The sequence below is a fragment of the Paenibacillus sp. EB106-04-04-XG159 genome (genome assembly GCF_058791835.1).
In genome coordinates this window covers 174493-186452 of sequence record NZ_JBYTDY010000004.1, presented here as the reverse complement: position 1 = coordinate 186452, position 11960 = coordinate 174493, and the positions used below count along the sequence as shown (strand labels likewise).

The following is an 11960-nucleotide window of genomic DNA, read 5'->3' as shown; positions in this document are numbered from 1 at the left end:
TACGCTCTCGCTTGCCAGCTTCTCACTCGTTACAGCGCCTACCGCGATGTGATCGGTCTGTATCGAATTCTCCACCAAGTGCATGGAATTCACCACACCATAGGCGAGCTTCTCTGAAGTAATGCATCCATCCTGCAAGGTGTCCGTCGCGACCGCTTCTTGCTGCAAATGCTGCGAGGTCACCGAGTCAGGCTGCAGATGCTTCGTGAAGATGGAACCCGAACAGATATGTTCGCCGTTTACGCTCTCGCTTGCCAGCTTCTCACTCGTTACAGCGCCATCCGCGATATGAGCAGCCTGAACGGTGCCCTCTGTCAAGTGTTTCGAATCTACGGAACCGTATGCCAGCTTCTCTAGAGTGACAGCACCATCTGCGATGTGAGAAGTCTGAACGGAGTTCTCCATCAAGTGTAGCGAGTCCACCGAACCATATGCTAGCTTCTCTGATGTTACGCTTCCGCCCTGCAGGGCTTCCGCCGTGACCGCGTCTTGCTGCAAGTGCTGCGAAGCTACCGAGCCGGGCTGAAGATGCTTCGCGAAGATAGAACCTGATCGAATTTGCTCGCCGCTTATGATTTCCTCCGCCAGCTTCTCTAGTGTAACAGCGCCATCTGCAATGTGAGCGTTATGAACGGAGTTCGCTGCCAGGTGCAGCGAATCCACGGAACCGTACGCTAACTTCTCTGATGTTACGCTTCCCTGCTGCAGCGCTTCCGATGTGACCGCTTCTCGCTGCAAGTGCTGCGAAGCTACCGCGCCTGACTGCAAGTGTTGCGAAGCTACCGAGAATGGCTGCAGATGCTTCGCGAAGATAGAGCCTGATCGAACATGCTCTCCGCTTACGATCTCCTCCGCCAGCTTCTCTTGGGTAACTGCTCCATCCGCGATGTGAGCGGTCTGAACGGAGTTCGTTGCCAGGTGTGTCGAATCCACCGAACCGTATGCCAGCTTCTCTGATGTTACACATCCGTCCTGCAGGGCATCTGTCGTGATCGCTTCTGGCTGCAAGTGCTGCGAAGTTACCGAGAATGGCTGCAGATGCTCACTGGATACCGCATGAACGGCAAGCTTATCAGAGGTCACAGCCTGAGATTGAATGGCTCGTTCTTCAACCGCTTCATCCTGCAGATGCACATCCCCTACCGCTCCAAGCGCAAGACGCATACCGTCTACCGAGCCTGGTGCGATGGCTTCCCGTTCTACTGCCGCTTCACGGATATGATAAGGTCGAATCGCACGATCCGCAAGATGATGGGAGTGTACCGATAATGGCGCTAGATGATCCCCTTGCACCGCTTCAGGCGCCAGCTTGGAGGATATGATGCTGAAGTCTGCGATCGCATCCGTGTACACGGCATCTGCGGCAATATGCGCCTCATGTACGCTTTGTTCACGAAGATGATGTGGCAGTACCGCTCCCTCCGCCAGGTGGCGAGAATCGACGATGCCCGATTCGAGGTGCCGTGCTTCAATTGCGCCTGAGTATATATGCCCTGAGTGTATAGCATCCACCGCAATATGATTGCCATTAATCGAATTCGCAACGATGTGCTTGCTGTTAACAGCTTTAGCTCGGAGCACTTGCTCATCAACAGCATCAGCAGCTAATTGCTCACGGCTGACAGCGCCATCCGCCAGTGCTTCACGCTGAATCGATTGCGGTGCCATATGCTCAGCCGTCACCTGTCCTAGTGCAATATGACGCGTCTCCACTGAGCCGTCAGCTATGGCATAACCGTCTACGGAGCCAATCTGCAGATGGTATGAGCCTACTGAAGCATCAGAGAGATGAGTATCTGTAATCGTACCATCCTTCAATTTAGCTCCAGCAATACTCTTGTCATACAAGAAGTCGCCAGTTAACAGTTCCGGTGCGAGATGAGCCATATTAATGCTGTTCTTCTTCAGATGGTATCCCTGCAGCGTCTCTGCTTTAATATGCTTGCCAAGGATCGTTTCCGGCCCAATATGATGTGCTTCAATCGCACCTGGCGCGATCTTGTCTGCCAATACAGACTCTTCCTGCAGCATATAGCCCGCGATCACATCAGGCTGAATATGATCCGAACGAATAATTCCTTCTGCCAGATGCTGCTCTTCGACTGAGTTTGGCGCGAGATGCCAGGCATGAACCGACTCAGAAGCCAATTTCTCGGATGTTACGGCTTCTCCACGCAGCGCGGCACTGTCGACCGCTTGAAATCCTAAATGCTCTGTCGAGATCAAGCCTTCTGTCAGATGATGACTCTCGATCGAATGCGTTTTAATATGAACGCCTGCGACAATATCGTTAGCCAAGTGCTCAGACTTTACACTGTCTCTCTCCAGCTTCGATGCCGTTACACTGCGATTAGCCAGCTTGCTCGATGTCACCGCCATGTCGCTGATCTTATCGGTCGAGACACTTTCTGGCGACAGCTTCAGCGATGTGACCACGTGATCACCCAGATGGTGTGAGAGGACTGCGCCTGATGCTAGATGACGGTCGCGAATAGACATCGGCATCATCTTATCGCTGCCAACCGACTCCAGCTTCAACATGGATGAAGTAATCGAATTGTCGCGGATATGCTCTTCGGTAATTGAACCTGGCGCAATATGCTGTTCGTGAACAGCGCCAGACATGATCGCCTTCGAGGTGATAGAGCCCTGCTTCAGATGGCGCGGTAGAACACTCTCATCTGCCAGCTTCGTTGAAATGATGCTCGTATCGGCAAGCTTGCTTCCAGTCACAGCGGCATCGGCAATTGTACCGGTAGTAACACTGGAGGCAGCGAGCTTGCTAGTGGTCACAACATGATCCTGCAAGCTGTCCGTCTGTACAGCGCCAGGCTCTAAGTGTACGTGCTGAACAACACCTGATGCTAGTTGTCTAGAAGTCACTGCTCCCGATCGAAGATGGCGCTCCTCGATTGAATCGGATTCCAAGTGATCGCCGCCGATCGACTCGGATTGAATGTGCTGAGCGTTAACAGCAAGCGGTGCAAGCTGGCTTGGACCGATGGCTTGCTTCGCGATGTGGTGAGTTTGAACCGCTTCTTCGCTGATCTTGTGCGGAACGACAGCTTGATCTGCAATCTTGGAAGAGGTTACAGCATGCTCCACAAGCTTAACTGTCGTAACCGATTGATCCGCCAATTTACTTGAAGTAATACTATAATCAATAAAGTGTCTACCGTGAATTTCTCCTTCGGCGATATGCTCTTGATGGATAGCTTCACGTTGAATATGGCGCTTTTCAATCGCATTGTCGGACAGATGTTCACTGTTCAGCGATCTAGACTGCATCAGCAAGCCGGATAAGGAGCCTGTTTCGATGTGTTCACTGCGAATCTGGTGGGGGACAAGGTGACGTCCCTCTATCGAATGGTCTGCGATCACACTGCCTGTTAGGCTGCCGTCAGCGATATGTGTCCCATCTATGGAACCAGGAAATATCTTATCTCCCGTTACTGCATGCTCTCTAAGCTTCGAACTGGTGACTGATTCGTCCCCAAGCTTTGATGTATCAACACTATCGTTAGCGAGATTCTCCGTCTCAATCGCGCCGCTGCGTATTTTTTCTGACGTTATCGCCTGATCCTGCAGCAGATCATTCGATATAATCAGCTTCCTCAGATGTTTGGTGTCTATCGAGCTCTCCGCAATCTTAGAAGCGTCGATCGTTTTATCTGCCAGCTTCGAAGACGTAATGCTGCCATCCTTAATCTTCTCGCCAGTAATCGAGCGGTCTCGAATCTTGCTGCCCGAGATTGCATTGCGAATCAGATGCTCTCCTGCGATCGATTCCGAAGCGATCTTGCTTCCTGTTACCGATCCGTCCGCCAACTTAATATTCGTTACCGAATAGTCATGCAGCGTGTCTGTGTCGATACTCTCACGCTTCAATTTAGAGCCGTCTATCGCATGAGGTGCAATCTTTTCGAGCGTGACGGCTTCATCCGCTATGTCATCGGTATAGATAAATGCCTTCGTCCGTCGACCGCCGCGTTTCTCTGTCAACCGCTCCTCGAACCGCTCCTCGATCATCTTCTCTTCGATGGGATTGATAGGTTGGATGGGCTGGATTGACTGGATGGGTTGAACTGGGGCAGGCGCCTCCCTAACAGCAGTTATCTCCAACACAGGCTGCGTCACCATTTCTTCCTCGCGGATGTCCACAACAACGGGAAGCGGCATCTCCATTACAGCAGGCTCCTCTGGCCAACTCTTCGAGATGACTTCTTCCACCTGTGCCTCAGGGGTCAGCTCGGTTACCGCACTAAGCTTAGCAACAGGCTGTGTGATGTCGCTCTGCTTCTTGATATTCTTCATCCGATCCAGCATGCCTAGCTCTGAAGTATTGGGATTATCTACGAAATATTTGGGTTTTCTGGATTTCCCAGCTTTTGAAGCCGAGCGGCTGTCATTATTCTTTTTCATGCGCACTCTCCTTTCTAACGGGCTGCAGTCTATGCCTATGCCATCATATGCATTGGGCTATCATCCCGTCACAAATGGATCAAGCGGAGTATCTATTCTATTGTCATTCAAGCTCATGCGAGCATACACTTCATCTGCCCAACGATCCGCTGTTCGCTGCCACGTAAACGAGGACTCCACTTGTGCGACCCCCGCTTGCCCCATCCGCTCACACAGTGCTGAATCGCCAAGCAGGTGATTGATCGCTGCCGTAAGCCGATGCGCCAGATGCTGAGGTGCAATGAGCAGTCCAGTCACTTGATCTGTTACGACCTCTTGAATACCGCCAACACGGGTAGCGACTACAGGGATACCGGTTGCCATCGCTTCTAAGTTAACTAGACCGAAAGCTTCTCTCTCAACAGACGGCACAACCGCAATCTCTGCCATCGCATACCAGGACGGGATCTCTTCATGAGATACGTAAGGAATGAAGCGTACATGCTGCGGATATCGGCGTCCGAGCCGTTCCAGTCGACGCACATATCGAGTCTTCCGATTTCTGCCATAGGATGCGCCGCCGACGATAACGAACAGAGCGTCCTCGTGACGGTTGACGACGGATGGTACAGCTTGCAAAAGATGATGAACTCCCTTTAAGGGAATCAGCCTGCCCACATAAAGTATAATTCTTCGTTGTTCCCAACCATGCAGCTGCTTTCCCGAAAAATACCGCTCTGCGCCTACTTCACTCCAACGGCTAATAAATCTGCTGCCGTCAACACCCAGTGGATTGATAACGATGTGGTCGCTGCTCTCCGGCACTGCTCGGACAACCTGTTCATACAAGAATCGACTGTTCACAAATATGCGATCCGCCGTTCGCAGCGCCATACGGAGCAGGCGAATAGAAATATGCCTCGACTGCATAAACGTCGTCGAATGCAGATTCAGCCATATTCTGGCTGAAGGCAACGCACGACGTACAGCAAGCACGAAACGCGGACGGTTCTCAATCTGAATAATATCCGGTTGATCCTCAGCCAGCAGTCGAATGATGCTTTGAATATACTTTCGATTGTTGGAAGCGCGAACCCGTTCACAGCTCACCCCTCGCACGGTATCCGATTTCGCTTGACCCGGCCATTGCTTGCCATAGATTCGGGCAGCTACGCGATTAGAAGCGAGACTCACGACATATTCGACGACTCTTTCTACAGAGCTGCTGGCGCCGGAAGGAATAGGGAATGTACCGGGTGTAACAACCGCTACCCGAGGAAGCCGCATTCGCATCACCTCACTCATTCAACGTAAAATATAGACATTCGGCGGCCTGCACTCGTCCATACCTCGGCTATTTACCTCACATAAGATGCATTACACACGCCTTAGTTTACTAGGAGCGTACATATCGTATAGGCTGACTGGAGGAGCGTTCATGATCAATAATCGCATCGGTATCTTGTTCAACTCCAACTTGCTGCGGGGTCTCGTGCGGGGCAGAACCAAGCATGAATCGATTCTTAATTATGAGGAAGCGGCAAATCTTCACGATGTGCAGCCCGTATATTTTCGGTTGGAAGATATTAATCCGATAACGATGCAAGTGCATGCCTACGTTCGATGCGGCAATCGATACGAGCGCAAGAGCATGCCGCTGCCGCGTGTCATTCATAACCGTGCTATCTATATGCGCTCTGGCGCGCATGCGAAGCTGCGCCTGCTTGCGAGCCGCGATATATGCATCTACAACCAAGTGAACCGCTACGGCAAGCTGACGATTCACGAGCTTCTGCTCCAAGATCCGAGCATCGCGCCGCATTTGCCCGAGACGATGCTTGCAACACGGGACGCCATAGCTGAGATGATGATGAGACATCAGTCGCTTATTCTGAAGCCAGACAACAGCAGCATTGGTCGCGGTGTCATGAAGACTGAGCGGACAGATGACGGATGGCGAGCGGAATATGCCATACGCGCCAAGTCGGGCAAGCGGGTATGGAGAACTGCCCAGTGTGGGTCTGATGGGCTGCCGCGAGTGGTTATGAAGCGGATTGCCAAGGAGACTTACTTGGTACAAGAAACGCTGCCGCTAACTCGGTACCATGGCCGACCATTTGATCTGCGCGTATCCGTACAGCGTGAGCTGAGCGGCAGATGGCAGATTACAGGCATTGTCGGCAAGGTAGCTCCCGCTCATACGTTTGTAACGAATGTCGCACAGGGAGGACGAGTGCTGCCATTCGAACAGCTCGCTGCGGCAGCATTACCCGACATCTCCTTCTCCGTACTTCATGAGCGCGTCTCCCAGTTGTCCCTGCGTATAGCAGAGCGGCTCTCCTGCGAACTTCCCCATATGGCTGATCTCGGACTCGATATCGGCATCTCTCCGAATGGAACACCTCTCTTCATCGAATGCAATGGAAGAGATCAGCGTTACAGCTTTCTTGAGGCGCATCAAACTGCGGTTTGGAAAGCCACATATGAGAATCCGATCGCATACGGAGCTGGGCTGATTCAACGGTCGATAACGGTATAAATTGCATCTCCATGCATCATCTTATTGAAATATAAGGCGTTCTGTGCCATTATAGCCAAAGGAACTGGATCTCGGTTCCTTAATACGCACAGGGCGCCTGCATTGGCGGCCTTACTATAGGTGGTTAACCATGAAGTCCTTAATGCGACTGCTAACAGAACTCTCTTCCCGAAAATGGGTGTCCCGCTGTACTGGGATGGTTGCGACTTCCAGCGCCAGCCGCAGGCTTATCCCTAAGTTCGCAAAGTCCTACGGTATTCGAGTAGAAGATGCGGAGCGGGCTATTCACGAATATGAATCTTTGAATGATTTCTTCACGCGCCGTTTAAAGCCAGGGATGCGTCCAATTGCCGAGGGCGAAGATCTGCTCGTCAGCCCTGTTGATGCGCTGATTACCGGAATGGGACCAATCGAGGACGGTTTGATTCTCAATGTGAAGGGGCAGGATTACACATTAGATGAATTGCTGCACCATTCACCTCATATGCAGAAGTACAAGCATGGCCATTACTTCGTTCTGTATCTAAGTCCGTCTGATTATCACCGCATTCACTCTCCTGTTGCAGGCAAGACAGTTGAGAGCGAACATGTAGTCGGCAAGGTTTATCCTGTTAACGATTTCGGACTGCGTCATATGCCTCGCGTGCTAAGTCGCAATGAACGACTCATTACATACATCCAGCATGTGTATGGCGAAGCGGCTGTCGTGAAGGTAGGCGCACTTAATGTAAGCAGCATACGCTATGTTGACGATAAGGTGAAGGCGTCGTACGAACGAGGAGAAGAACTCGCTTTCTTCGAGTTTGGCTCTACGGTTGTGCTGTTGACGGATACGGGGACCTTCACACCTAGTCCAGAGCTAAAGCTTGGTGACAAGGTGATGATGGGTGAAACACTTGGAACTATTCACGCAAAACCATGCAAGTAAATAAAAGACGTACAACATCGAAACCGATAATGTACGTCTTTTTCTATGGATCGAGCCTATTGTCCAACTGTTGAGAATGCTGTAAACCTGCAAGCTTATACCGTATTGGAGCCTCAATCCAAGCCTCTGCCTATGAAGTTAGCCGATACCGGCTTCAGCCCCAGCTCACGCGCCCAGACCGACATCTGACCAATATGATGTATCTCATGGGCTATAGTATGACGCATAACTTCTCCATAAGTGTAGGATTTATCGCCCTCACGCATCCAAGGAGGCACGAACCTATGGTTATCCCGATCACTTTGCCAGCTCTCAACGAACTGAGCCACCACAGGGCGGCATGCATGGTGAAATGCGATCACTTTATCCAACGAAGCATAATCTTCATATACGGGGTCTTTGACAACGCCGCCTGCCATCGCCTGAATCCAGCTTTCTTCTACATCGATAATATGGAACAGTGTCCGCAGAATGCTGCCTGCTCCTCCAATACGTACCTTTAGAAGTTCCTCTTCCGGTAGCTGGCTGCACCAGATCAACCATTCATCTCGAACCTGCCAATTATAAGCAAACAAGGATTTCATCGCATTCAACCCTTCCCTTATGATTGAATCAGCTTCACCAATTCACCTAAACGACTAATCACAGCCTTAGGTTTAATTTCTTCGTCGAAAGCTTTATTTTTGCGATTATAATAACAGAAGTCCACGCCTGCATGAAGTGCGCCCACATAATCATCTGTTAATGAATCACCTACATACAATACTTCATGGCGCTCCAATTCAAGTTCGTGCAATGAGAGCTCGAAGATCGCAGGGTCCGGCTTGCGAACTCCGACTTCCTCCGATATAACGAGCGAATCAAATAGGTGAAAGACACCGCCCTTCGTCAGCCTGCCGCGCGTCGCTTCGCCATGTCCATTGGAGATCAACCCAAGCTTTACACCGCTGTAAAGCTCATTCAGCACCTGTTCCGCTTCTTCTTCAAATATGCTGCTTTGGCAGAAGTTCTCCCAATAGGTGCTCCCGAACCGTTCATAGTTATCGGTATACTCTGGCGTGAGCGCATCTTTAAACGTGTACGTCATAATTTCCTTCAAATCTTTGAAGCCTTGACCTTTCAGATAATCCATCCAATGACGGACGAAATGTTCAATATACCGCTGCTGAAATGCATTCCACTCTGTCTCGTTATCGATATGTATTTGATGAGTCAGCCTCATTTCCTGCATTGCGCTGCCCACACATTCCTCAAATTTCATCAACGTATTATCCAGGTCGAATATGACTGCTTTATACATAAATTCTCCTCCATTTGCCGGCACTGAACATCACTAAGCTCGAATGCTGCTTCACGTTACCCAAGTGAACAATGTGCAACACTCAGGATGACCTATATTATAAGCTATCTTCTATTAATTGGAAACCTACTGTAGAATGTCCAATCTCACTGCATAATACGAATATATCGTATATAATAATAAACTCACAGATTGAAGCATGAAAGGATGTAATCCCTATGTCCCAGCATTCCGCTGCTAACCTACAACCTAAGAAATGCAAAGATTCTCTTGTGTTTCGGACTGGGCGCGTATTCCCTAATGATATGAACAATCACTCGACACTATTTGGCGGAAAATTAATGAGTTTAATCGATGAAGTATCCTCCATATCAGCAATGAGGCACTGCCGCAACGGCGTAGTTACGGCATCCACTGACTCCGTTGACTTCCTCCGACCGATCCGTGAGATGGATTCTGTCTGCTTGGAATCGTATGTGACACATACCGGAACGACGAGCATGGAAGTATTCGTGAAAGTCATCTCCGAGGATCTGCTCACGGGTGAGCGAAACGTAGCTGCAACCTCGTTCATCACCTTCGTCTCGATGAACAAGGACGGGCGTCCTCGTCCGGTTCCGCAGATCATTCCGGAAACGGACGAGGAGAAGCTGCTGAACGAATCAGCTCCAGAGCGGTCCGCTCTGCGCAAGCAGCGTCGCGCAGCCAGCAAATCGCTTGCTGCCAAGCTTGCGCTGCATAAATATTGGGAGTAGCCGTGCAATAGCGGCTTCTGTATAAGTTCAAGGGGCGGGACCATAAGTACTGGGGTCCGCCCCTTTGTTTTGGGCTCGCCGCGGCGGTGTGAGAGGCTGAGATGCTTTTTTTCTGCATCTCAGCCCTTGCGCGGGCCGATTTTGGAGCTGAGACGTTGTTTTTCGACGTCTCAGCTATAGTTTCGGCTCGCCGCAGCGCCATCGGCCGCTGTGATGTCAAAAGAAAGAACCTTCAAACCATCACATTCGTGTGGTGGTTTGAAGGTTCTTTCTCACTGAATATATCGCTCCAAGTGAAGACTGCTTGTTCAGTCTCTTCTATAAATAAAACTGCAAGCTAAGCGCGAATCGCTTCAAAGGTGTAAGTCTGACGGTCGTTCGATGGGGCTTTGCCGTATTCGTAATCTGAAGATACTACAATATCGCGGAACCCAAAACGTTCCAACACAAGCTTGAATTCCTCCAGGCCGTACCAACGCAGCGGGAAGCGCTGCAGCTCGGATTGAATCAACTGACCGGAGCGCCACTTCTCGTATTTAAGATGGCGAATGACATATTGATGAAGATGGCTAACTTCAACGATACGGTTCTCCAACGTAATAATATCGCCTGTCGGCAGCTCGTAGGTTGAGAGACGAGGCGCTTTGGACTCGAATTCATCCTGCAAGAATAAATCGATTATAAGTCTGCCTCCTGGCTTCAGATGATGATGGAATCGCTCTAATGCAGCTAATGATTCCTCACGCTTCTCCAGCAGCAGAAATGATCCCGCAGGAATAATGATGGCTTCATATCGATTGGGCAGCTTAAACTTCTGTAGTTCACCCTCATACAGGTTTACTTTCAAGCCACGCTCATCACATCGGCTCTTGCATGATTCCAACATGATTGGAGAGGAGTCCAGCCCTTCCATCTGAAGTCCTGCTTCCATCAGCGGAATTAGCACTCTTCCAGATCCTACTCCCGCTTCCAAGATTAAACCCTCGCAGTCAATAAGTCTTTCCTTATAATATTCGATTTCTCTACCGAACGAATGCCCTACAGGCTTCGTGAAGTTATACACTTCCGTGCACAGTTCGCCATAACTGCTGTACATAAGAGGTCCCCGCTTTACTTTAAAATCTAGTTGAGAATGCTAATCTATATGTATATCGGTAATTGAATCGAATCCAGTTATAAAAATAATTTGAGAATAAGAGCATAACACAGGAACCATAATACGACAATTGTTGACTTTAACAGAAATGTTGACACACTGTACAAATTATGGTGAATCGGCGTTATCTCTTGATGGGAGCATAGATGTCATAATCAAAGGATTGTATCTTATCAGCAGGAAGTTCAAACGGATTGATCGGATGCAGACGGTTCGCCTCAAAGCTCATAGAGCCTTCCGAGGTGTCTCTCGTATAGCCTTGCCTGCCGAACCAGGAATTTAGAGCCACATATGCACGCTCCATATGAATGCGATCACCCTTCACCGTTAACTTCGCATAGTTTCGCGCTGGAATAGTGATCGTTTCTACTCCTTCAGGAAGCGTCACTGTACTATTCACTTCGACGCCCACCCATAGCATATTTACTCCAGTTGCCCACTGCCATTCCGGGATAAAGACGAAGCCATAATCCATGCTTATTCGATTAGGATGATCCTGCAGCAGCGTCTGAATATCCCTCCAGCCTCGTCGAACATCGAAGCCGTTTTGCTCTGTTTTGATAACAGCAGCTGTCATTTCCGGTCTCGCAACTAGTGAAATGTTCATATTCGTGCACCTCCGTTTAATGGTAACGCGTTAGGTATGACGAATTGTGACTGAACATATGAGGTCAATTATATGAGACACATGAAGTAAGAAGATGGCAGGCGCCATCCTCTTATCATTATACATGACCTATGCACTTCGAGGTAACCCTTTGTAAATCTCTGGTTTGGGCGCTGCCCAAATAAGCATCAAATAATGCTCCGACCAAAAAAGTTCAATGACTCTTACAAATTGCTGTTCAAATGAAATTGGACATTCCTCATGCACGAGCTGT

8 protein-coding genes and 1 pseudogene are annotated in these 11960 nt (G+C 49.7%); 3 read left to right on the top strand and 6 right to left on the bottom strand.

Going from position 1 to position 11960, the window contains the following annotated elements:
• Nucleotides 1–4422: pseudogene (locus AC3WTP_RS06770) on the bottom strand (hypothetical protein); the annotation flags it as partial.
• 60 nt (nucleotides 4423–4482) lie between these two features.
• Nucleotides 4483–5688: a glycosyltransferase family 4 protein gene (locus tag AC3WTP_RS06765; protein ID WP_492393825.1), complete on the bottom strand. Its 1206-nt coding sequence runs from the start codon at nucleotides 5686–5688 to the stop codon at nucleotides 4483–4485.
• 151 nt (nucleotides 5689–5839) lie between these two features.
• On the opposite strand from AC3WTP_RS06765, the gene AC3WTP_RS06760 reads away from it, so the two are divergent.
• Together AC3WTP_RS06760 and asd are read left to right on the top strand one after the other, a co-directional pair.
• Nucleotides 5840–6940: a YheC/YheD family endospore coat-associated protein gene (locus AC3WTP_RS06760; protein ID WP_492393824.1), complete on the top strand. Its 1101-nt coding sequence runs from the start codon at nucleotides 5840–5842 to the stop codon at nucleotides 6938–6940.
• A gap of 130 nt (nucleotides 6941–7070) precedes the next feature.
• Nucleotides 7071–7868 (top strand): archaetidylserine decarboxylase, encoded by a 798-nt coding sequence (gene asd, locus AC3WTP_RS06755; protein WP_492393823.1) that lies wholly within the window; start codon nucleotides 7071–7073, stop codon nucleotides 7866–7868.
• Between the two features lie 113 nt (nucleotides 7869–7981).
• Here the strand turns inward: asd and AC3WTP_RS06750 are convergent, their stop codons facing one another.
• Together AC3WTP_RS06750 and AC3WTP_RS06745 are read right to left on the bottom strand one after the other, a co-directional pair.
• The gene (locus AC3WTP_RS06750) at nucleotides 7982–8452 is read right to left on the bottom strand and encodes a DinB family protein (protein ID WP_492393822.1); all 471 of its coding nucleotides are present in this window, start codon (nucleotides 8450–8452) and stop codon (nucleotides 7982–7984) included.
• 17 nt (nucleotides 8453–8469) lie between these two features.
• Nucleotides 8470–9168, bottom strand: a complete 699-nt coding sequence (locus AC3WTP_RS06745; protein WP_492393821.1) for an HAD family hydrolase — start codon at nucleotides 9166–9168, stop codon at nucleotides 8470–8472.
• A 218-nt stretch (nucleotides 9169–9386) separates the two neighbouring features.
• On the opposite strand from AC3WTP_RS06745, the gene AC3WTP_RS06740 reads away from it, so the two are divergent.
• Nucleotides 9387–9923, top strand: coding sequence for an acyl-CoA thioesterase (locus AC3WTP_RS06740; RefSeq protein WP_492393820.1), 537 nt, complete (start codon nucleotides 9387–9389; stop codon nucleotides 9921–9923).
• Between the two features lie 337 nt (nucleotides 9924–10260).
• On the opposite strand, the gene AC3WTP_RS06735 is transcribed toward AC3WTP_RS06740, so the two are convergent.
• Nucleotides 10261–11019: a class I SAM-dependent methyltransferase gene (locus tag AC3WTP_RS06735; protein ID WP_492393819.1), complete on the bottom strand. Its 759-nt coding sequence runs from the start codon at nucleotides 11017–11019 to the stop codon at nucleotides 10261–10263.
• A 184-nt stretch (nucleotides 11020–11203) separates the two neighbouring features.
• Entirely contained in the window at nucleotides 11204–11686 is a 483-nt protein-coding gene (locus AC3WTP_RS06730; RefSeq protein ID WP_492393818.1) for a GyrI-like domain-containing protein, read from the bottom strand.
• Nucleotides 11687–11960: the final 274 nt, after the last annotated feature.

Excerpts from the sequence above, each read along its gene's own strand:
- AC3WTP_RS06740 (WP_492393820.1), top strand. The coding sequence starts at position 9,387 with ATGTCCCAGCATTCCGCTGCTAACCTACAACCTAAGAAATGCAAAGAT.
- AC3WTP_RS06745 (WP_492393821.1), bottom strand. The coding sequence starts at position 9,168 with ATGTATAAAGCAGTCATATTCGACCTGGATAATACGTTGATGAAATTT.
- AC3WTP_RS06760 (WP_492393824.1), top strand. The coding sequence starts at position 5,840 with ATGATCAATAATCGCATCGGTATCTTGTTCAACTCCAACTTGCTGCGG.
- AC3WTP_RS06730 (WP_492393818.1), bottom strand. The coding sequence starts at position 11,686 with ATGAACATTTCACTAGTTGCGAGACCGGAAATGACAGCTGCTGTTATC.
- AC3WTP_RS06735 (WP_492393819.1), bottom strand. The coding sequence starts at position 11,019 with ATGTACAGCAGTTATGGCGAACTGTGCACGGAAGTGTATAACTTCACG.
- AC3WTP_RS06765 (WP_492393825.1), bottom strand. The coding sequence starts at position 5,688 with ATGCGGCTTCCTCGGGTAGCGGTTGTTACACCCGGTACATTCCCTATT.
- AC3WTP_RS06750 (WP_492393822.1), bottom strand. The coding sequence starts at position 8,452 with ATGAAATCCTTGTTTGCTTATAATTGGCAGGTTCGAGATGAATGGTTG.
- asd (WP_492393823.1), top strand. The coding sequence starts at position 7,071 with ATGAAGTCCTTAATGCGACTGCTAACAGAACTCTCTTCCCGAAAATGG.